The organism is Rhodococcus sp. B10, from assembly GCF_011770055.1.
GTDB classification, from domain to species: Bacteria; Actinomycetota; Actinomycetes; order Mycobacteriales; family Mycobacteriaceae; genus Rhodococcoides; species Rhodococcoides kyotonensis_B.
The window spans coordinates 24,374-45,275 of sequence record NZ_JAAFYV010000024.1 but is presented as its reverse complement, the minus strand read 5'-3'; the positions used below and the strand labels follow the sequence as shown (position 1 = coordinate 45,275).

Sequence of the window (20,902 nt, the reverse complement as noted above, 5' to 3'; positions counted from 1 at the left end):
GAAGAAATGTCGCCTGAAATGTGGCTCCGGTCACACGTCGGGGTGGGCGCGTAGAGGCGGAGGGCGAACATGGGTTCACAGGCTCGCAAGACCGACTACGACGTGTTGATCGTCGGATCGGGCTTCGGTGGCAGCGTCACTGCGCTGAGACTCGTCGAAAAGGGCTACAAGGTCGGCATCCTCGAGGCCGGAAGACGGTACGAGGACAAGGACTTCGCCAAGACGAGTTGGGACCTGAAGCGATTTCTGTGGGCTCCCAAGCTCGGCTGCTACGGCATCCAACGCGTTCACCTGCTGCGTGACTGCCTCATACTCGCGGGAGCAGGCGTCGGCGGCGGTTCGCTGAACTACGCCAACACGCTCTACCAGCCGCCGGAGCCGTTCTTCAAGGACAAGCAGTGGGCCCACATCACCGACTGGAACAGCGAGCTGTCTCCCTTCTACGAGCAGGCCACCCGCATGCTGGGAGTCGTTCGCAACCCGCACATGACGCCCGCGGACGAGGTCATGAAGTCCGTCGCCGAAGACATGGGTGTCGGCGACACGTTCATTCAGACGCCCGTCGGTGTGTTCTTCGGTGACGAGCCGGGCAAGAAGGTCGCGGATCCGTACTTCGGCGGCGTCGGCCCCGAGCGCACCGGGTGCATCGAGTGCGGCGAGTGCATGACGGGGTGCCGTCACGGGGCCAAGAACACACTGCTCAAGAACTACCTGGCCCTGGCCGAGCGCGCAGGCGCCGAGATCATCCCGATGACCACCGTCACGGGCGTTCGAGCCTTGCCCGACGGCACCTGGGACGTCGCCACCGAGCGGACGGGTGCCTGGATGCGCAAACGCCCCACGACGTACACGGCCGCCAATCTCGTACTCGCCGCGGGCACGTGGGGCACACAGAACTTGCTGCACAAGATGAAGGACGAGGGTGCCCTGCCCCGGCTGTCGGACACGCTCGGTGAACTCACCCGCACCAACTCCGAGTCCATCGTCGGCGCCGCGAAGATGAAGGTCGATCCGAACGTGGATCTGACCAGGGGAGTGGCCATCACGTCGTCGTTCCACCCGTCGGCGAGCACGCATATCGAGCCGGTGCGCTACGGCAAGGGGTCGAACGCCATGGGCATGTTGCAGACCTTGATGACCGACGGCGGCGGTCGAATCCCGCGATGGCTGAAATTCCTCGTCATGGTCGTCGCGCGTCCGCTCGACTTCGTGCGAGTGCTGAACGTGAAGAACTGGAGTGAGCGGACCATCATCGCGCTGGTCATGCAGAACCTGGACAACTCGATCACGACGTTCACCAAGCGCGGACTGTTCGGCCGCCGCACGGTGTCGAGCAAGCAGGGACACGGCGAACCGAACCCGACCTGGATTCCCGAGGGCAACGACGCCACCCGACGCATCGCGAAGAAGATCGGCGGAATCGCAGGTGGCACGTGGGGCGAGTTGTTCAACATCCCGCTCACCGCGCACTTCCTCGGTGGTTGTGCGATCGCGTCGGACGCGGAGCACGGTGTCATCGACCCGTATCACCGTGTGTACGGCTACCCCACGATGTTCGTCGTCGACGGCTCGTCCGTGTCGGCCAATCTGGGTGTGAACCCGTCGTTGACGATCAGCGCCCAGGCAGAGCGTTCGGCGGCGTTGTGGCCGAACAAGGGCGAGCAGGACCTACGTCCGCGGCAGGGTCTGCCGTACGAGCGCATCGAACCGATCGCACCGAACAATCCGGTCGTGCCGGTGTCCGCGCCGGCGGCACTGCGGCTCACGATCACCCCGGTTCGCCGCGACAAGCCTGCCACCACGGGTGCAGCGTAAGTGCACGACGCGTACGCAACTAGACTGACCCGGTGACCGCTACGCAACAGCCCGATCCCGCGCTGCCCAGGCCAGTACTCGTCGTCGACTTCGGTGCCCAGTACGCCCAGCTGATCGCACGTCGTGTGCGTGAGGCGAACGTGTACTCCGAGGTCATCTCGCATACCGCGACGGTCGAAGAGATCGCCGAGAAGAATCCGGCCGCTCTGGTGCTGTCCGGTGGTCCGTCGAGCGTGTACGCCGAGGGTGCGCCTGCGCTCGATCCTCGCGTGTTCGATCTCGAAGTGCCTGTCTTCGGTATCTGCTACGGATTCCAGGCCATGGCGCAGGCGCTCGGTGGAACGGTGGCGCACACCGGGACTCGCGAGTACGGCCGTACGCAGCTGTCCGTCGACGGCGGCGTGCTGCACGACGGTCTTCCTGCGACGCAGCCCGTATGGATGAGTCACGGCGACGCGGTCACCGACGCCCCCGAGGGATTCATCGTCACGGCGACGAGTGCGGGCGCGCCCGTCGCGGCGTTCGAGAACACGGAACGTCGATTCGCAGGTGTCCAGTACCACCCCGAGGTGCTGCACTCGCCGCACGGACAGCAGGTGCTCAGCCGCTTCCTGCACGAGACCGCGGGCATCAAGGGCGAGTGGACCGCGGCCAACATCGCCGACGCACTCGTCGAGCAGGTGCAGCAGCAGGTCGGCCCGACGGGTCAGGCCATCTGCGGTCTGTCCGGCGGCGTCGACTCCGCCGTGGCAGCGGCGTTGGTGCAGCGCGCGATCGGCGACCGTCTGACGTGTGTGTTCGTCGACCACGGCCTTCTGCGCGAGGGTGAGCGGGAGCAGGTCCAGCAGGATTTCGTCGCGGCGACCGGGGCCAAGCTGGTCACCGTCGACGCCGTCGACACCTTCCTGTCGGCTGTCGAAGGCGTTTCCGACCCGGAGGAGAAGCGCAAGATCATCGGCCGCGAGTTCATTCGCAGCTTCGAAGGCGCTGTGTCGGAGGTGTTGGGGGAGAACGCATCTCACGGCGCCGAGGTCGAGTTCCTCGTGCAGGGCACGCTGTACCCCGACGTCGTCGAATCCGGCGGAGGGTCGGGGACGGCCAACATCAAGAGCCACCACAATGTGGGCGGGCTGCCCGAGGATCTGCAGTTCACGCTCGTCGAGCCGCTGCGCACGTTGTTCAAGGACGAGGTGCGGGCGGTGGGCCGCGAACTCGGCTTGCCCGAGGACATCGTGAACCGTCAGCCGTTCCCCGGCCCGGGTCTGGCGATCCGCATCGTCGGCGAGATCACGCAGGATCGCCTCGCGACGCTGCGTCAAGCCGATTCGATCGTGCGCGAAGAACTGACCGCCGCCGGTCTCGACCAGCAGATCTGGCAGTGCCCGGTGGTGCTGTTGGCCGACGTTCGCAGCGTCGGCGTGCAGGGCGACGGCCGCACCTACGGTCACCCCATCGTGCTGCGTCCCGTGTCGAGCGAGGACGCGATGACGGCCGACTGGACGCGACTGCCCTACGACGTCCTGGAAACGATCTCGACTCGGGTGACCAACGAGGTGTCGGAGGTCAACCGAGTCGTTCTCGACGTGACGAGCAAGCCGCCGGGCACCATCGAGTGGGAGTGACGCGCTAGCCGCGTGAGCGGCCTGGCGCGATGAGCAGCGCCAGGCCGACGACGATCGCCGCGACGACGAACACCCAGCGGAACTGCACGTCCCCCAGGGCTTCGATCGCGGACGGTCCGATCAGAGCGCTGATGCCGACGACGAGCGCTGCGAGTCCGACGAGGAACAGAAGTGCGGACGGGCGAGTCCGCGCCTTGTTCTCCTCGGGAGTGTCGGTGTCGCTGTCGCCGTACTGCCATGTCTCAGCCACGGATGACCTCCAGGTTTCCTGCGCGTGCGGTGGCGTCGATCGTCAGAACTGCGCTGTTGTCCGGTGAATTTCCCTGCTGCACACCAGGTTCCGCGCAAGTGGTGCTCGCTGCGATCGCGACGCACTCGGTGCGGTAGTTCATGCTCGGGGGCAACGTGATGGTGGCGTTGCCTGCCGTGACGTCGACCTCGATCGTCTTGTCCTCGGTCAACGTCAGCCCGCGAAGATCGAGCTGAAGGTCCCCGCCCTGCACGGTGTACGTCGGCTGCAGTCCGGCGACGGTGGTCGGCGCGTAGTTCTGCTGGCCCGAGTACCGGCCGTCGAACTGCACCGGCCCGACGATCGAGGCGAAGACGACGAATGCCGCGAGCGGACCCGTCACGATCAGCAACCCGTAGCCCTTGCGAAGGAACGCGCCGAGCACGAGACCGGTACCGACGACCACGAGTGCGACGGCGGCGATACGGGCCGGCGTCAACCATTCCGAATCGGTCGCTGCGGCAACGGCTCCGGTGATCGCGGCCGCGACGAGTGCCAGGCCGATGAAGCTGGACGTCCATCTCGACCGCCGCTTCTTCTCGGGGACGGCGGGAACCGTCGTCGACGTGGGTTCCGGAAGATCCCAGGCGAACGGTGCCACGCCGAGCGGGTCCCACGACGGTGGCGTCGGCGACTCGGGGAGCGCCGGTTCGGCCGGGGTGTCGTGCTTGGTGAGGTCGACGTGGTCTGTCGAATCCGCAGCAGGCGTGGAGACGGGCTTGGCGGGCGGGGGCGTCGGAACGTAGCTCTTCGGGAGCCGCGTGTACGGCGTGTACTGCTGGTACGACGTCGTGCGCTGCTCGAACTGCGGCGGACGGTAGTTCGCCCCTGCCCACGGGTTGTACGGGTTGTCGAACGAGATCGGGAATCCCTGCTGTCGGTATGTGACGGTTCCGCCGGGGAGGAAGGCAGGTGGCTCCGGTTGCCGCTGGTGCAGCAGCCACCACCCGGCAAGCAGTGCCAGCACGCTGATGACGCCGGAACCGCCGAGTCCGACTCCTACCGGCCCGAGCGTCGTGACGGCGATGATCAGCGCAACGATCAGCACCACGATCTTGGTGTTGGACTCGGAGCTGTTTCCCTTGCCGACGAGAGATTCTGCGGGAGAGGCCGTGTCGCCTGCTTTGCTGAAGAGCAGCCAGGCCGCGAGGTAGAGGACGATCCCGGCGCCGCCGAAGATCGTGCCGACGACGAAGGCGACCCGGATCAGGACCGGATCGACGTTGTAGCGGTACCCGATGCCCGCCGCGACACCCGCAATGTGGCCCCGCTGCGGCAACCGATACGGACGTGTGCGCCACATCTGCTGTAGCTGATCGGAGACGGTTGCGTTGCTCATGGAACCATCGTGGCCCGCGGCGCCGACTGTCGCATCAGGGATCGCCCTGATCTTCGGTCGTCGGGGTCGGAATGAACCGGCGCCCGAACGGCTTGGAAGCAGAGGAACTGTATCGCGATTCTCGAGGAGCTATCGACGTGAAGATCGGCATCATCGGAGCTGGATTCATCGGTGGGACGTTGACCCGCAGGTTGACGGAGTTGGGTCACGAGGTTCGGGTCTCGAATTCCCGTGCACCCGAAACACTTTCCGAACTCGCCGCCGAAACGGGCGCACAGGCGGTCTGGAGCACCGAGGCGGCGCAGGACGCCGATCTCGTGATCGTGAGTATTCCGCAGAAGAACACCCCGAATCTGCCGTCGGACATCGTGGATTCGGCGAACCCGGGCGCACCGATCATCGAAACGAACAACTACTACCCGCAGCAGCGCGACGGCCTGATTGCCGAGATCGAGAACGGCACACCGGAAAGTGTCTGGGTTGCACGGCATCTCGGTGCGCGCGGTGGTGACGTCGTGAAGGTCTTCAACGGCATCTACTGGAAGCACCTGCTCGAGAAGGGCGTTCCCGCAGGATCCGAAGGACGCATCGCGCTTCCGATCGCAGGCGCGGACGGCGCGGGCAAGAAGCTCGTGTTCGACGTCGTCGATCAGCTGGGGTTCGACCCGGTCGACGGCGGCACGCTCGAGGAGTCGTGGCGTCAGCAGCCCGGTACTCCCGTCTACGGCAAGGATTACGACGCCGACGGCGTGACGACCGCACTCACGGAAGCGACCGAGGAACGCCCTGCGGAGTGGCGCGCCTGAACGAAGATCAGGGGAGACCCTGATGCGAACGGTGTCCGATTCGTGCCAGGATCGAACAGTGCACCCTGTCGACCAGCCGGCCGCCCCCGGAGGCTACGAACCCGCCACGTTCCACCGGCGTGGTGGTGGACGCATCGTGGGTGGAGTCGCGGGTGGGCTGTCCGACCATCTGGGCGTCGACGTCTTCAAGGTGCGTGTCGCGTTCGTGCTGCTGGCCATCATGGCAGGCGCGGGAATCTTCGCGTACGGACTGCTGTGGATCTTCAGCCCCGCGGGAGACGACGTCGATCGGCCGACCAGCGTCGAGCGTCAACGGGCACTCGGTCTCGCGGCCGTCGGTCTCGGACTGGCGGCAGCGGTGGCCTGGTTGCTCGACGGCACGGCAGCGTCGGCATTGGTACCGATCGTCGTCGTGGTCGTCGGAGCGGCACTGGTCTGGCGTGAGTTCGACTCGGACGGACCGCGTTCTGTTCTCGGCCTGGCGAAGAAGCCGACGGTGCTCGGGTGGGCACGCGTCGTCGGCGGGGCGACGCTCATCGTGTTGGGGCTCGGCGTCGTCGTGCTGGCCAGGGTGGATCTTGCGTCGTTGCGCTCGTCGCTGCTGGCGGTCATCGTCACGTTGGTGGGCGCCGCATTGTTAACGGTTCCCGTGTGGTTGCGCATGTGGCGCGCGTTGAACGCCGAACGTTCCGCGCGTATCCGCAACGACGAGCGCGAGGAGATCGCATCGCATCTGCACGACTCGGTTCTGCAGACACTGGCGTTGATTCAGAAGCAGTCGGATCAGCCCGGTGAGGTCATGCGGTTGGCGCGCAGCCAGGAACGTGAACTGCGCAAGTGGCTGTTCGAGGACGGCGATCCCGATCACTCGTCGCTTGCCGAAGCACTGAAGACCATCTCGGGTGAGGTCGAGGACCAGCACGGCATCACCGTGCGCCCCATCACCGTCGGTGACGTGCAGTTGGCGCTGGACGATTCGAGCGCGGGTCTGACGCGCGAGACCTTCACCGCGGTACTCGGTGCCACCCGTGAGGCGCTCGTCAATGCAGCCAAGCATTCGGGTGAGACCAACGTCGACCTGTTCGCCGAGACCGAGGACGACAAGGTCACCGTGTTCGTCCGCGACCGCGGTACAGGGTTCGACGAGTCCCAGGTGCCCGAGGATCGCCGCGGCCTCGCCAAATCGATTCGCGGCAGGATCGAACGGCGAGGAGGAGAGGTGTCGGTGCGCTCCGGCGTCGGCAAGGGCACCGAAGTTCGAATCATGATGCCACGGGGCGGTAGTGGCCGGGATTCTGCGAGCAAGGACACTTCCAAGCACAATCGAACCGAGACGACAGAACCTCGACCGCAGGAGCAGCACAGGTGACCGACCCTTTTCGTGTCTTTCTCGTCGACGACCACGCAGTTTTTCGTTCGGGTGTACGCGCGGAATTGGGTCGGGAGACCGACATCGAGGTCGTCGGTGAGGCAGGTGGCGTCGCCGACGCGGTAGCCGGGATCGAGTCGACCAAGCCGGATGTCGTGCTGCTCGACGTGCATATGCCCGACGGTGGGGGCGTCGCGGTGTTGGGTCGCATCTCGGACGGCCCGGTGTGCCTGGCGTTGTCGGTGTCCGACGCCGCGGAGGACGTCATCGCCGTCATTCGAGCGGGTGCGCGAGGCTACGTCACCAAGACGATCTCCGGTTCCGAACTCGCCGACGGTGTCCGACGCGTCGCCGGGGGAGATGCGGTGTTCTCGCCTCGCCTCGCCGGGTTCGTGCTGGATTCGTTCACGGGCAAGTCCGCTGCACCCGAACCTCCGCTCGACCCCGAACTCGATTCGCTGACGCCTCGCGAACTCGAGGTCCTACGGCTGCTCGCGCGCGGATACACCTATCGCGAAATCGCCGAGGATCTCTTCATCTCGGTCAAGACCGTCGAGACCCACGCGTCGAACGTGCTGCGAAAGACTCAGCAGTCCAACCGAAATGCGCTCACCCGGTGGGCGCACAAGCGTCGCATCGACTGACCGGAGTGCCCTCGACGGGCGTGATCACAGCAGAACGACGAGCAGAACGAGGATCACGACGACCAGGGCGACGGCGCCGGCGAGGATGATTCCCGGTTCGATGTCGGTCTTGTCACCGACGACGTCGTCGATCCAGTCGAGGACGAGATCGAGAGGATTCTTCTTCTTGGGCGGGTCGAAGGGCGGCGGCGCATAGGGTTTGGGCGAGTCGGTGAGACCGTCCGAGCGCACCGCGGGCAATCCTGCGATGGTGCTTCCGAATTCGCGCGATGCACGACGCGTGTCGGCGACAGGCGTCGACCGGTGTGCCCACCGCGGCACGGTGCCGTCGGCCGAAGTCAGTGGCACGCCCCGCATCTGGGCGATACTTCCCCGGCTGCTGATCGCCGCGACGATGATCTCGTCACGCGCCTGCGCCATCGTCGGGCGCCGAGCCGGATCCGGTTCGAGCATGTGCAGCAACGCATTCGTCAGATCGCCCGACTTCGTGGGCGGAATGATCTGCCCCTTCGCGACGCGGTGGAGCAACGCGATGGAATCCTGATCGATGTCGAACGGAGGCTTGCCCTCGATGGCGGTGTACAGCGTCGCGCCGAGCGAGAAGACGTCGCTGGCCTCCGTCGGATCCTGTCCGCGTGCGACCTCGGGGGCGAAGTACGCGGGCGTTCCGGTGATGACGGAGGAGTCGGATTCCTCGACGTCGCCCTTCGCGCGGGAGATACCGAAGTCGCTGATCTTGACGACGCCGAGTTCGCGCCCGCGATCGGCGATCAGAATGTTGCCCGGCTTGATGTCGCGGTGCACGATGCCTGCCTCGTGTGCCTCGGTCAGGGCGTCGGCGATCTGCGCGCCGATCTGCGCGACCTCGTACGGCGGCAGCGTATCGACGGTGTTGAGCGCCTGCGCGAGGCTGCGTGACGGCATGTACTCCATGACGAGCCACGGTTCGCCGTCCTCGATCGCGACGTCGTGCATCGCGATGGCATGTGCACTCGACAGGCGTGCGGCGATGCGGCCCTCACGCATCGCGCGGTTGCGGATCTCGCGTGCGGCTTTGTCGCTCAGTCCGACGGTCGACGTGACCTGTTTGACGGCGACCTTGCGGCCCATGAGTGTGTCCTGCGCGAGCCACACCGCACCCATTCCACCACCGCCGAGTTTGTAGGCGAGACGGTATCGACCGGCGAGGAGATAGTCGGGTCCCACGACCCGGGCGGCGCGCTTCTGCTCTGTCACGACCATAGGTTAGTTGACTGCTGCACTCTGTGCCGACGAGGTGTCTCGGCGGGTCGTATCGACGCCTCTACCTGCGGATACGGGGCCGTCTTGACGAGTGGCGATGCACCGGCTTTACTGGATAGCAGTTCGAAAGTCTGTTCGAAAGGCAAGACTTCCCCGTGCCTTTCGAACCGGCTCGAGTGTCGTGGGTTCGTCTATTTTCGGGGAGTGAAGCATGTCCGTTCCTGCCGGTGATCCAGCTGGTGACCCAGCTCTGGCAGACATGTCGTTGCCGGAGCGAGTCGAGTACCTGAGACGACGCATGGCGTCGGTCCCTGCGCGTGGTGAGACGCGCGCGGACCCGGTCCAGATTTCGGCTCCCGCATCTCGGAGTGACGGATCCCATCCTGCACCCATGGTCCGACATCGACACCCATCGCAGCCGGAAGTTCCTCGCAAGCCGGTGCTGGCCGTACCCGATGCTCTCGCGTCGATCCTTCCGCACGGCGGTTTGGTGCAGGGGTCGGTGGCCGCGGTGTCGGGAGCCGGTTCGTTGCTGCTCGGCATGGTGGCTGCGGTCACTGCGTCGGGCAAGCACGTCGCGGTGATCGGCCAGCCACGGTTCGGTCTGCTCGCGGCTGCCGAGATGGGTGCCGAGCTGCATCGGCTGGCCGTCGTTCCCGATCCGGGCGAGGACCCGGTCGAGGTGGCCGCGATCCTGCTCGACGGGCTCGACCTCGTCGTACTCGGTCTCGGTGGGCGGTCGGTGCCGCCGTCACGTGCCCGTGCCGTCGTGGCGCGCGCCCGAAGCAAAGGGGCGACGCTGCTGGTGACGGACGGGCAGTGGGACGGCATCGAACTGCGTCTCGACGCGGTCGTGCGGAGTTACGGCGGCGTCGGCACCGGCGCGCGATCGGGACGTGGACGGCTGCGCACCCTGCAGTTGGAAGTGCGGGCGCAGGGCAAGGCGATGCGTCCGCGCACCACGCGTGTCGATCTCCGGTCCGAGCAGGGGCGGGTGCAGTGGACCGTCGCACCTGAGATTCGTCGTGCGGCAGTGGATTCGGATGCCGACGATCTCGCGGTACTGGCATGAGCCGCGTTCTTGCGCTGTGGTGTCCGGACTGGCCTGCGGTGGCCGCTGCCGCCGTCGCGGATCTTCCCGCGACGCATCCGGTGGCGGTCACGTCGGCCAACCGGGTGATCGCGTGTTCGGCGACGGCCCGCACCGAGGGCGTTCGCCGGGGACTGCGCAAACGGGAGGCTCAGGCGCGGTGCCCCGACGTCCACGTCGCGACGGCGGATCCGGATCGCGACGGGCGTCTGTTCGAACCTGTCGCGGCTGCCATCGACGCCGTCGCACCCGGTGTGGAAATTCTGCGTCCCGGGTTGCTGATACTCGGTGCTCGCGGAGTGAGTCGGTACTTCGGCTCGGAACACGCTGCCGCCGAACGGCTCATCGACCAGGCGTCGAGCGCCGGGGTGGAGTGCCAGATCGGCATTGCCGACGAATTGACGACGGCCGTCATCGCTGCACGTCACGCGGCTGTCGTTCCGCGCGGTGGGGGTGCGCAGTTCCTGTCCGCGCTGCCGGTCGCCGAACTCGCCGCAGAGCCGAGTCTCGCCGCGCAGGAGCGAGGTGAGTTGATCGATCTGCTGCGACGCCTCGGCCTCCGCACGATCGGGGCGTTCGCCGCACTCACGCCCGGTGACGTCGCGTCCCGGTTCGGGACCGATGCCGTGTTGGCGCATCGCAGTGCCCGAGGCGAACCGGAACGTCCGCCGTCCGCTCGTGCGCTGCCGCCGGACCTGAACGTGGAGCACTCGTGTGATCCGCCGATCGACCGCGTCGACGCCGCAGCGTTCGCCGGTCGAGGCATGGCCATGAAGCTGCACACCAAGCTGGCGGCGGCCGGGGTTGCCTGTACGCGGTTGCTCGTTCATGCATCGACCGGGAACGGCGAGAACCTGTCGCGCATCTGGCGTTGTGCCGAGCCGTTGACCCCCGAGGGCACGGCCGATCGCGTGCGGTGGCAGCTCGACGGATGGCTCACCGGGCGCAGTGAGAACAAGCCGACCGCGGGCATCACGACGCTTCGGCTCGAACCCGTCGAGGTCGTCGCGGCAGGCGAACTCCAGTTGGGGTTGTGGGGAAGCGTCGGCGACGAGGACGAACGGGCGCGTCGCGCTCTGGTGCGGGTGCAAGGACTTCTCGGCGGTGACGCGGTGAAGATCGGTGTGCTCAGCGGTGGGCGTGGTCCCGTCGAACAGGTGACGCTTCGCTCGTTGGGCGACGAGCTCGTTCCGCTGCGCGATCCGTCGGCGCCGTGGCCGGGGAAGCTGCCGCAGCCGGCGCCCGCGGCGGTGATGGAGTCACGTCCCGAGGTGTTGCTCGAAGATGCACTCGGATCGTCGGTGCACACCTCGGAACGAGGCGACTTCGACCGTGCGCCCGCAGTCCTGCGATGGGGGAGCAAGAAGTGGGCGGTGACGGGATGGGCCGGGCCGTGGTCGGTCGACGAACGGTGGTGGGATCCTGCAGTCGGTCACCGCGGCGCGCGGGTCCAAGTGCACATCGACGAGAACCGGGTACTTCTGTTGGCGTACGACTCGGAAGGATGGCACGTCGAGGGAATCTACGAATGAGGAGGAGATCGGTCTGAAGCCCGACAGAGTGCGCGTCGCCCATCTGGATGTGGGGGGAGTCGACATCGCCTACCGAGACTTCGGCGGCACCGAGCCCATCCCGGTCGTGCTGGTGCACGGAATGGGCGGTGACAGCGGCACATGGGATCGATTCGCGACGGCGCTGGTCGCCGCCGGGCGACGCGTCGTCACCGTCGATCTGCGTGGCCACGGCCGCAGTTCCCACACCGACGACTATTCGTTCGCGGCGTTCGGTCGCGACATCGTCGCCGTCCTTGATCATCTGGGGTTGACCGAGGTGGATCTGGTGGGACATTCGCTCGGCGGATACGCAGTGACGCTGGTCGCGCAGGAGCGTCCGAGCTCGGTTCGGTCGTTGGTCATCGAGGAGATGCCGATTCCCATTCGGCAGGGCGACGCCGAGCCGACACTCACCGGCCGCCTTCCGTCGATCACCGAACTCTGGCATGCGGCAACAAGTATCCTTCGCCATCCCCGTGCCGTCTTCGTGTTCGACCGGTCGATGACCGGACCGGCACTCGCGCAGTTTCGTCGCCCCAACTCCGAATGGTGGAAGAAGCTGGCCGACATCACCGCGGCGACGCTGGTGCTACGCGGAGGCCCAGGCGGAATGATGGACGACACGCGTCTCGATCTGTTGGCCGGCGAGATTCCGGACTGTTCGGTCGTGTCGTTCAGGACGGGACACAGCATCCACCGCGACAAGTACGCCGAGTTCGAAGCAGCTGTGATGCCATTTCTGATGCGACATCGGAACTGACACACGACCCTTTACGATCTGCGTATGGGACTGGGGAGACGAGATGTGCGACTCATCGGCTGGTCGGCCGTGTTCGCTGCATCGCAGGCGAACATCGTGAGGTTGCTCGGTCCGGCGGGGCCGCACGTTCTGGAGGTTCAGACGGCCTGGTCGGCCGATCGTTATCGGCAGATTCTCGACTCCATGGACACGACCATGACCGCCCGTTTCCGTAGTCACTACTACCCGGACATGCTGCATCCGGCGCTCTACGCACTGGCGCTGCGCGCCGGCGCCGCACGACTCGGTGAGCTCACCGAACTCGATCCGCGGACCGCGCGGATTCTCGCGACGGCGCCGGTGATCTCCGCTGCCGGTGACTACATCGAGAACGTCGTCGGACTGCATCTGCTCGATCACCCCGAGCACATCACCGACAAGGTCGTTCGCGCGACGACCGTGGTGAGCGTGAGCAAATGGGTTCTGGCGCTCGGATGCTTGGCCTACCTGAGCGCTGGGTTCACCGGAGTGTGGTCGCGCGCGCTCCGACGCTGAGCGCACTCACCAGTTCGCGCCGGGCACCAGACGTCCGAGCCGACGGGCCAGTTTCGCCACCTGCGCGGCTGCGGTGGACGAATCGTACTGCGCGCGTTGCTCGTAGCCGGCGAGCGTCGGCGGGATCTCGGTCGTCTCGCCCTTCGCCGCGGCGGAGTCGGGGTATCGACGGTAGAACTGATGCATCGTCCGGTCCTTGCGCTTCGGAACGAAGATGCTGCTGAACTGCCCCAGTGTTCCGAGCGGGGTGTCGATGCGCTTCGGTCTGTCGACGAGCGCTCGAATCACCATGGCTGCAGCCTTCTCCGGTGACACGACCGGGCCGACGTTTTTGTCCCCGGTCGGCGCGATCATCGGCGTTGCGACGAGAGGCATGTGGATCGTCGTGAACGTGATGCCGTCCGAGAGCGTTTCGGCTGCGGCGACATCGGCGAACCCGTCGAGAGCGGCTTTGCTGGCGACGTAGGCGGCAAACCTCGGCGTATGTCCTTGCACCGCAGCGCTACTGATGTTGACGACGTGACCGAAGCGACGCTCGCGCATCTGGGGAAGCAGTGCAAGCACGAGCCGAACCGCGCCGAAGTAGTTGACGGCCATGGTCCGCTCGAAATCGTGCAGCCGATCGGTCGAGCGGTACAGCGAGCGACGGATCGACCGGCCCGCGTTGTTGACGAGCATGTCGACGTGATCGTGTTCGCTCAGAATGGCTTTGACGGTCTGGTCGACCGATTCCGAATCGGTGACGTCACACGGATAGCCGTAGGCGTCACCGCCCTGTCCGCGAATGTCCTCCACGACCGATGCCAACTGCTCGGCTCCCCGGGCGAGCAGGATGACCGTCGCACCCTTGCGGGCTGCAGCTTCCGCACTTGCCCGACCGATACCCGACGAGCCGCCGGTGATGACGATGTGGCGTCCGACCAGCGGTCCGCGCGAATCCTGACGACGAGCCCGGTTCGGGTCGAGATTTTTCTGCCAGTAGGTCCACAGTACGTTGGCGTACTCGGCCAGGGGAGGTGGAGTAATGCCACTGTCGCGCAGTGTGTTTCGTGTCGCCGACGAATCGAATGTCGTCGGCAGTGTCAGATGGTCCAGCATCACCGGCGGCACGCCGAGTCGGGACACGAGCGCGTCACGGCCGGTCTTCACGACGTCGAACCGCGGGGACACGACAGGTGCAGCGACGAGACCCGGTAGTCCGACGACCTTCGCCTTCGATCCCGCGGCACGGCCGAATGCACGGTAGACCTCGACCATCGACTGGGGATCGGGGTTCACCAGATGAAAGACCCTCTGTCCCAACGGGTTGCGATGAATCAGCTCGACGATCGCCGACGCGACGTAATCGACCGGCACCAGATTCGTGGCGCCGATGTCCGGAACGGTGACCGGCAACGCGTCGGGAAGCTTCGCCAGTTCGGCGAACAGGGGGAAGAAGAAGTAGGGGCCGTCGACCTTGTCGATGGCGCCGGTGTCCGAGCGTCCGACGACCGCCGACGGACGGTAGACGCGCCAGTCCGTCGCCGATTCGCGAACGAGCGCTTCCGATTCGAACTTCGTGCGGTGATACGCCGTCGGGAAGCCCTGTCCTTTGTCGAAGTCGTCCTCGGTGAACGTGCCCGTGTAATCGCCCGCGACGGCGATCGACGACATGTGGTGAAGCCGGGCGCCGGTGCGTACCGCGAGTTCCACGACCGAACGGGTGCCGTCGACATTGGTGGCGGCCTGTTCGTCGCCGGCGGTCATGTCGTAGATCGCCCCGAGATGCACGATGTGGTCGATGTTCGCAGGTGTGGTCTGCAGGCCGAGTGCGGGCTCGGTGAGGTCGCCGACCAGTGGGTGGATGCGGTCCTTGCCGTCGAGTGCGGCGATCTGCTGCTCGAGCTTCGCGAGGGACTGCTGGCGAACGAGTACATGAATCTGCGCCGACGGGTCACGTTCAAGCAGCAGTGGCAGCACGTTCTGCCCGAGGAATCCCGTACCGCCGGTAACGATGTAGTTCGCCATGGGCGTCAACTTACTCCGAAGTAAGTTCTGTGGCCAGTTCGGTTCGTCCCGCCCCGAGTGACCGAATGTCACCCTCGGTTACGTGAAGTGACCGAGGGACGCCCTCGCTCCGACCCGCCGCGCGGCCGGGACGGGGCGAGGGCGCCCCGTGCTCACTCCACGTGACCGCGTGTGACATTCGGTCCGTGATGGGGCGGCTCAGTGCCCGATCCCCACCTTGTCGTGCACCTTCTTCATCCACGCAGGCGCCCACCAGTTGGCCTCGCCCATGAGCTTGACGAGGGACGGCACGAGGAGCATGCGGATGATGGTGGCGTCGACGATCAGCGCGACGATCATGCCGAGGCCGAGGAATCGCATGATCGACAGTTCGGAGATCGTGAACGCTCCGGTCACGACGATGAGAATCAGAGCGGCCGCGGTGACGATGCGTCCAGTGCGTTGGGCGCCGAGGACGACGGCTTCCTCGGTCGTCGCACCTGCTGCTCGTGCTTCGACCATCCGCGACATCAGGAACACCTCGTAGTCGGTGGAGAGACCGAACACGACGGCGAGGATGAGGACGACGAAGGTCGCTTCGAGCGGTGCGGGCGTCACCCCGAGTACTTCGGCACCATGTCCTTCCTGGAACACCCAGGTCAGCACTCCGAACGTCGCGCCGAGGCTGAGTCCGGCCATGAGCACGGCCTTGATCGGCAGCACGATCGAGCCGAAGGCGAGGAACAACAGGATCAGGGTGGAGATCACCATGATCGCGATCATCGCGGGTAACCACGTCGCGATCGCGGCGTTCCCGTCGTCGGTCAAGGCCCTGTTGCCGCCGACCAGGATCTCGGTGCCCTCCGGCGGTGTGATGTCGCGCAGTCCTTGCACTGCAGCGCTCTGCGATTCGGCTTCGGTCCGTCCGTCCGCCGGTTCGCTGTACGTTGCCTGGAGAACGACGACGTCGTCGGTCGATCCACGGAACTGGACGTTGCCGATACCGTCGACCTCACCGGCTTCGCGGGTGACCTCGGCGATCGGTGAGCCCTGCGGTTTCGTGCCGTCGGTGCCACGAAGGACGACGACGGCGCCTTCGCCGGTGGACGGGAACTCGCTGCTGAGGGTTTCGACGGCGACGCGTGCCGGGTCGTGTTCGGGCAGCGCGGTGTAGTCGACCTCGCCGAGCGTCACCTTCAGGATCGGCGCGGACAACACGAGCAGTCCGGCGACGATGACGGTCGCGACGATGCCGGGCTTGCGCATCACCCGGGTGACGACGCCTCCCCAGAACTTCTGTGCGCGTGCGTCGCCCCGATCGGAGGCGGTCTTGCTCCACGTCAACGAGTTGATTCGCGGCCCGAGGATCGCGAGCAGGGCGGGCACGGCCGTCAGCGACAGAACTGCGGCGCCCGCGACGGCGGCCATCGCGCCGAAGCCGAGCGATTTGACGACCGGTTGCGGGAACACCAGCATGCCTGCGAACGCGCAGATCAGGAGCAGACCGGAGAAGACGATCGTTCGTCCCGCGGTCAGAACGGTGCGCACGGTCGCGTCGGCCGGGGTCTTGCCGTCGCGCATCTCTTCTCGAAATCTGCTGACGATGAACAGGCCGTAGTCGATGGCGAGACCGAGACCGAGCAGCGATGCGACGTTGATCGAGAACGAGCTCACCTCGGTGATCGTCGTCAGCACGTGCAGAATCGTCAGAGCGGTGACGACGCTGAGAATGCCGACGAACACCGGGACCGCCGCGGCGACGACACCGCCGAAGATCACGATCAGCAGGACGAGCGTGATCGGGATTGCGATGGCCTCGGAGCGAACCAGATCGCTCTGCAGCGTCGTGCTGAACGAGACGCCGACGACCGAACCCCCGGCGAACTGCGAGGTCACCCCTGGCACTTCGAGCTGCGGCGGAAGCTGACCGAACGTCGAGAACGTGACACCCGAGTTCGAGCCGAGCGTGACGGTGGCGAGTGCCTTCGTTCCGTCGTTCGAGACCAGAAGCTCTTTGGCTGCCGGGTTCTCCGCCGTCCAGTACGACGTGACGTTCTGAACGGTGTACTTGCTCTGGAAGTCGTTCAACACGGCCTCGACCTCGGGGCCGATGTCGTCGATGGTCTTGCCCTCGGGCGGGGTGTAGATGGCCACGATGTCGGGTGTCTGTTGTCCGAGTCCCGAGACGAGCGAGCTCACCTGGGCTGCTTCGCTACCGGGATCGATGAAGCCGCCTTCGCTGAGCTTGCCGAACACCCCGAGTCCCCAGATGCCACCGAGTGCGACGAGGACGACGGCGATGGTGAGCACCCATCGCTTCCTGGCCACGACGAATGAAGCCCAACGTGTCACTCGAGATCTCCGGATCTGATCGAAGGGGGCCGCGCATGTGTTCCGGGCGAGCCTATCGGTGTCGCGAGCCGACGATTGATTCGTGTCGGTGGCTCGAGGTGTAATGGGAACATACGTTCGAACACTGACCGGAGGTGCACATGGGTTGGAACGACGGCCCACCCACGTGGTCGGAGATGGAACGTGTGCTGTCGGGCCGCCCGGCGCGGCCGGTGCCCGAGGTCGTCGGCGACGGCGGCGACAGTCCGGCGTGGTCGCGTAAACGCGAAGCATACGAGAACGAGGTGACACGTCCGGCGGTGTCGACGACGGCGTACGCGGAACTGCACGCTCACTCTGCTTTCAGTTTCCTCGACGGCGCGAGCCAGCCGGAGGTGATGGTCGAAGAGGCGGTGCGGCTGGGCCTGGAGGCCATCGCGATCACCGATCACGACGGTTTCTACGGTGTGGTGCGTTTCGCCGGGGCAGCCAAAGCGCTCGGTATCGGGACGATCTTCGGGGCCGAGCTGTCCCTGGGCACGGCGCGGTCTCGCGCGGGAGAGCTGGATCCGGACGGTTCCCATCTGTTGGTCCTGGCCAGGGGACAGGAAGGGTATCGACGGCTGTCGCGCGAGATCGCGGCGGCGCATCTGCGCGGTGGCGTCAAAGGCAAACCGCAGTACGACATCGACGGCTTGTCCGACGCCGCGGGCGGGCATTGGCAGATTCTCACCGGGTGCCGCAAGGGTCATGTTCGACGAGCCCTGGATACCGGGGGCCTGTCGGCAGCCGACGCGGCGTTGGCCGACCTCGTCGACCGGTTCGGTGCGGACCGTGTCAGTGTCGAGCTCACCCATCACGGCATTGCGGAGGACGACGAGCGCAACGACGCCCTCGCACAACTGGCACGTGGATACGAGCTCCCGATCGTCGCGACGACGGCTGCTCACTATGCGACACCCGACAGCGGCCGACTCGCGATGGCGATGGCCGCGGTTCGCGCCCGCAGCAGTCTCGACGATGCGTCCGGGTGGCTCGCTCCGACCGGGGGCACGCATCTGCGATCCGGGGCGGAGATGGCACGGTTGTTCGCGCATCACCCCGGCGCCGTGCGTGGCGCGGTCGAACTCGGGCGCGAGTGTGTGTTCGATCTTCGTCTGATCGCGCCGAAGCTCCCGCCGTTCGACGTGCCACCGGGGCATACCGAAATCAGCTATCTACGGGCACTGTCGTTCGACGGCGCTGCCCGCAGGTACGGTACGCGGCAACAGCATCCGTCCGCCTACGCGCAGATCGAGTACGAACTCGACATCATCGAACGGCTGCAGTTTCCCGGCTACTTCCTTGTCGTGCACGACATCGTCGACTTCTGCAAGACACACGACATCCTGTGTCAGGGAAGAGGTTCCGCGGCAAACTCTGCGGTGTGTTACGCCATCGGCATCACCAACGTGGATCCGGTGGCGAACAAGCTGCTGTTCGAACGTTTTCTCGCACCGGAACGGGACGGCCCGCCCGACATCGACATCGACATCGAATCGGACCGGCGTGAGGAGGCCATTCAGCACGTCTACGAGAAGTACGGCCGCACGTACGCGGCGCAGGTCGCCAATGTGATCACCTATCGAGGAAAGTCCTCGGTGCGAGACATGGCTCGCGCGTTGGGGTTTTCGCAAGGACAACAGGATGCCTGGAGCAAGCAGGTCACCCGATGGTCCAAGGTGGGGGATCAGGAGGACAGTGAGATTCCTGCGTCCGTCCTCGAGTTGGCGCAACAGATCGAGGGGTTTCCGCGGCATCTCGGAATTCACTCGGGCGGCATGGTCATCTGTGATCGCCCCATCGCCGACGTGTGTCCGGTGGAATGGGCGACCATGGCCGATCGCAGTGTGCTGCAGTGGGACAAGGACGACTGTGCCGCAGTCGGATTGGTCAAGTTCGACATGCTGGGGCTCGGCATGCTGTCGGCGTTGCACTACATGATCGACCTCGTGGCCGAGCACAAGGACCTCCATGTCGATCTCGCCGACATCGATCTGAGCGAGAAGGCTGTCTACGACATGCTGCAACGCGCGGATTCGGTCGGTGTGTTCCAGGTCGAATCCCGCGCGCAGATGGCGACGCTGCCCAGGCTGAAGCCGTCCGAGTTCTACGACCTCGTGGTCGAGGTCGCGCTGATCAGGCCCGGCCCCATCCAGGGTGGTTCGGTGCACCCGTACATCAAGCGCCGCAACGGACTCGAACCCGTCACGTTCGATCACCCGTCGCTCAAGAAGGCGCTCGAACGCACTCTCGGGGTGCCGCTGTTCCAGGAACAATTGATGCAGATGGCCATCGACGTCGCAGGATTCAGTCCTGCCGAGGCGGATCAGTTGCGTCGTGCCATGGGGTCCAAACGGTCTCCGGAGAAGATGAACCAGCTGCGTGATCGGTTCTACGACGGCATGCAGAACCTGCACGGTATCACCGGCGACGTCGCGGACCGGATCTACGAGAAGCTTGCCGCATTCGCCAATTTCGGTTTCCCCGAAAGTCATTCGCAGAGTTTCGCGTCGCTGGTGTTCTACTCGTCGTGGTTCAAGCTGCATCATCCCGCGGCGTTCTGCGCGGGTCTGCTCCGCGCGCAGCCGATGGGCTTCTATTCGCCGCAGTCCCTCGTTGCCGATGCGCGTCGTCACGGAGTCCAGGTGCACGGTCCCGACGTCAACGCCAGTTCGTGGTACGCCGATCTCACCGGCTCCGGCCTCGAAATCCGAATGGGCCTCGCCGACGTGAGGCACATCGGGCAGGACCTCGCCGAACGCATCGTCGAATCTCGCGTCCTGCACGGCCCGTTCGCGTCGTTCCTCGATCTGACCGGACGAGTGGAACTGTCGACGTCGCAAGCCGAATCTCTTGCCACTGCAGGCGCTCTCGGATGTTTCGGCATCACCAGAAGAGAGGCTCTGTGGGCGGCGGGTGCGGCCGCGGGGGAAAGGTCGCATCTGCTACCGGGTCTCGGCGCGTCGACGCGGGCACCGATGCTTCCGGGCATGAGCGACCTGGACATCGCGTCGGCCGACGTCTGGGCGACCGGTGTCTCGCCCGATTCCTACCCGACACAGTTCTTCCGGGAGAAACTCGACGACATGGGTGTCGTCCCGGCCAACGGATTGCTGCAGGTGCCCGACGGAGATCGTGTTCTCGTCGGCGGCGCGGTGACGCATCGTCAGCGGCCGGCGACGGCAGGGGGTGTCACGTTCCTCAACATCGAGGACGAGACGGGCATGGTCAACGTCGTCTGCTCGGTGGGACTGTGGGCCAAGTTCCGCAAACTGGCCCTCACGGCACCGGCTCTGCTCGTGCGCGGCAAGGTCCAGAACGCCGAGGGCGCAGTCACCGTCGTGGCCGATCATCTGCAGCTGATGGACCTCCGTGTCCGTTCCAAGTCCAGAGATTTTCAGTGATCGGCGTCACCCCGTTATGATTTGCATAGCCTCACCTAAACCATTACTTTTCTCGTCGACTAAAGACTTCGTAAAC

At 65.7% G+C, this 20,902-nt stretch carries 15 protein-coding genes; 10 read left to right on the top strand and 5 right to left on the bottom strand.

Annotation, left to right across the window (positions count from 1 at the left end):
- Positions 1-69: 69 nt before the first annotated feature.
- Both RhoFasB10_RS16705 and guaA read left to right on the top strand, forming a co-directional pair.
- Positions 70-1,815, top strand: a complete 1,746-nt coding sequence (locus RhoFasB10_RS16705) for a GMC family oxidoreductase (RefSeq protein WP_167677433.1) — start codon at positions 70-72, stop codon at positions 1,813-1,815.
- A 32-nt stretch (positions 1,816-1,847) separates the two neighbouring features.
- On the top strand, positions 1,848-3,437 hold the full coding sequence (gene guaA / locus RhoFasB10_RS16700; RefSeq protein ID WP_167677432.1) for a glutamine-hydrolyzing GMP synthase: 1,590 nt from the start codon (positions 1,848-1,850) through the stop codon (positions 3,435-3,437).
- Positions 3,438-3,441: 4 nt separating this feature from the next.
- Here the strand turns inward: guaA and RhoFasB10_RS16695 are convergent, their stop codons facing one another.
- Both RhoFasB10_RS16695 and RhoFasB10_RS16690 read right to left on the bottom strand, forming a co-directional pair.
- A complete protein-coding gene (locus RhoFasB10_RS16695; protein ID WP_068432148.1) occupies positions 3,442-3,687 on the bottom strand; it encodes a hypothetical protein in 246 nt (81 codons plus the stop codon).
- Positions 3,680-5,065 carry a PspC domain-containing protein gene (locus tag RhoFasB10_RS16690; protein WP_068432145.1) on the bottom strand — a complete coding sequence of 462 codons (1,386 nt, stop codon included), beginning with the start codon at positions 5,063-5,065 and terminating at the stop codon, positions 3,680-3,682. The genes RhoFasB10_RS16695 and RhoFasB10_RS16690 overlap by 8 nt, the downstream gene beginning before the upstream one ends.
- Positions 5,066-5,202: 137 nt before the next feature.
- Here RhoFasB10_RS16690 and RhoFasB10_RS16685 point away from each other — a divergent pair, with 137 nt between their 5' ends.
- Genes RhoFasB10_RS16685 through RhoFasB10_RS16675 form a run of 3 tightly spaced genes read left to right on the top strand, consistent with a single transcriptional unit; the run spans position 5,203 to position 7,884 of the window.
- Positions 5,203-5,871 carry an NAD(P)-binding domain-containing protein gene (locus RhoFasB10_RS16685; RefSeq protein ID WP_068432468.1) on the top strand — a complete coding sequence of 223 codons (669 nt, stop codon included), beginning with the start codon at positions 5,203-5,205 and terminating at the stop codon, positions 5,869-5,871.
- Positions 5,872-5,893: 22 nt separating this feature from the next.
- Positions 5,894-7,240 (top strand): ATP-binding protein, encoded by a 1,347-nt coding sequence (locus tag RhoFasB10_RS16680; protein WP_157105444.1) that lies wholly within the window; start codon positions 5,894-5,896, stop codon positions 7,238-7,240.
- Positions 7,237-7,884, top strand: a complete 648-nt coding sequence (locus RhoFasB10_RS16675; RefSeq protein ID WP_068432141.1) for a response regulator transcription factor — start codon at positions 7,237-7,239, stop codon at positions 7,882-7,884. The genes RhoFasB10_RS16680 and RhoFasB10_RS16675 overlap by 4 nt, the downstream gene beginning before the upstream one ends.
- A gap of 24 nt (positions 7,885-7,908) precedes the next feature.
- Here RhoFasB10_RS16675 and RhoFasB10_RS16670 read toward each other — a convergent pair whose 3' ends face one another.
- Positions 7,909-9,126 (bottom strand): serine/threonine-protein kinase, encoded by a 1,218-nt coding sequence (locus RhoFasB10_RS16670; RefSeq protein ID WP_068432138.1) that lies wholly within the window; start codon positions 9,124-9,126, stop codon positions 7,909-7,911.
- Between the two features lie 211 nt (positions 9,127-9,337).
- Here RhoFasB10_RS16670 and RhoFasB10_RS16665 point away from each other — a divergent pair, with 211 nt between their 5' ends.
- From RhoFasB10_RS16665 to RhoFasB10_RS16650, 4 genes are read left to right on the top strand one after another with little or no spacing between them, the layout of a single operon-like run.
- Positions 9,338-10,198, top strand: coding sequence for a hypothetical protein (locus RhoFasB10_RS16665; protein WP_157105443.1), 861 nt, complete (start codon positions 9,338-9,340; stop codon positions 10,196-10,198).
- The gene (locus RhoFasB10_RS16660) at positions 10,195-11,748 is read left to right on the top strand and encodes a DNA polymerase Y family protein (RefSeq protein ID WP_068432135.1); all 1,554 of its coding nucleotides are present in this window, start codon (positions 10,195-10,197) and stop codon (positions 11,746-11,748) included. The genes RhoFasB10_RS16665 and RhoFasB10_RS16660 overlap by 4 nt, the downstream gene beginning before the upstream one ends.
- A 43-nt stretch (positions 11,749-11,791) precedes the next feature.
- Positions 11,792-12,529, top strand: coding sequence for an alpha/beta hydrolase (locus tag RhoFasB10_RS16655; RefSeq protein WP_240931178.1), 738 nt, complete (start codon positions 11,792-11,794; stop codon positions 12,527-12,529).
- 24 nt (positions 12,530-12,553) lie between these two features.
- Positions 12,554-13,063 (top strand): hypothetical protein, encoded by a 510-nt coding sequence (locus RhoFasB10_RS16650; RefSeq protein ID WP_167677428.1) that lies wholly within the window; start codon positions 12,554-12,556, stop codon positions 13,061-13,063.
- A gap of 6 nt (positions 13,064-13,069) precedes the next feature.
- Here RhoFasB10_RS16650 and RhoFasB10_RS16645 read toward each other — a convergent pair whose 3' ends face one another.
- Both RhoFasB10_RS16645 and RhoFasB10_RS16640 read right to left on the bottom strand, forming a co-directional pair.
- A complete protein-coding gene (locus RhoFasB10_RS16645; RefSeq protein WP_167677426.1) occupies positions 13,070-15,070 on the bottom strand; it encodes an SDR family oxidoreductase in 2,001 nt (666 codons plus the stop codon).
- Between the two features lie 198 nt (positions 15,071-15,268).
- Positions 15,269-17,401 (bottom strand): MMPL family transporter, encoded by a 2,133-nt coding sequence (locus RhoFasB10_RS16640; RefSeq protein ID WP_167677424.1) that lies wholly within the window; start codon positions 17,399-17,401, stop codon positions 15,269-15,271.
- Between the two features lie 140 nt (positions 17,402-17,541).
- Here RhoFasB10_RS16640 and RhoFasB10_RS16635 point away from each other — a divergent pair, with 140 nt between their 5' ends.
- A complete protein-coding gene (locus tag RhoFasB10_RS16635; RefSeq protein WP_167677422.1) occupies positions 17,542-20,826 on the top strand; it encodes an error-prone DNA polymerase in 3,285 nt (1,094 codons plus the stop codon).
- Positions 20,827-20,902 lie beyond the last annotated feature (76 nt).

Bases quoted from the DNA above. Each gene is read 5' to 3' on its own strand.
- RhoFasB10_RS16645 (WP_167677426.1), bottom strand. From the start codon at position 15,070: ATGGCGAACTACATCGTTACCGGCGGTACGGGATTCCTCGGGCAGAAC.
- RhoFasB10_RS16660 (WP_068432135.1), top strand. From the start codon at position 10,195: ATGAGCCGCGTTCTTGCGCTGTGGTGTCCGGACTGGCCTGCGGTGGCC.
- RhoFasB10_RS16670 (WP_068432138.1), bottom strand. From the start codon at position 9,126: ATGGTCGTGACAGAGCAGAAGCGCGCCGCCCGGGTCGTGGGACCCGAC.
- RhoFasB10_RS16635 (WP_167677422.1), top strand. From the start codon at position 17,542: ATGGGTTGGAACGACGGCCCACCCACGTGGTCGGAGATGGAACGTGTG.
- RhoFasB10_RS16705 (WP_167677433.1), top strand. From the start codon at position 70: ATGGGTTCACAGGCTCGCAAGACCGACTACGACGTGTTGATCGTCGGA.
- RhoFasB10_RS16665 (WP_157105443.1), top strand. From the start codon at position 9,338: ATGTCCGTTCCTGCCGGTGATCCAGCTGGTGACCCAGCTCTGGCAGAC.
- RhoFasB10_RS16690 (WP_068432145.1), bottom strand. From the start codon at position 5,065: ATGAGCAACGCAACCGTCTCCGATCAGCTACAGCAGATGTGGCGCACA.
- RhoFasB10_RS16650 (WP_167677428.1), top strand. From the start codon at position 12,554: ATGGGACTGGGGAGACGAGATGTGCGACTCATCGGCTGGTCGGCCGTG.
- RhoFasB10_RS16680 (WP_157105444.1), top strand. From the start codon at position 5,894: ATGCGAACGGTGTCCGATTCGTGCCAGGATCGAACAGTGCACCCTGTC.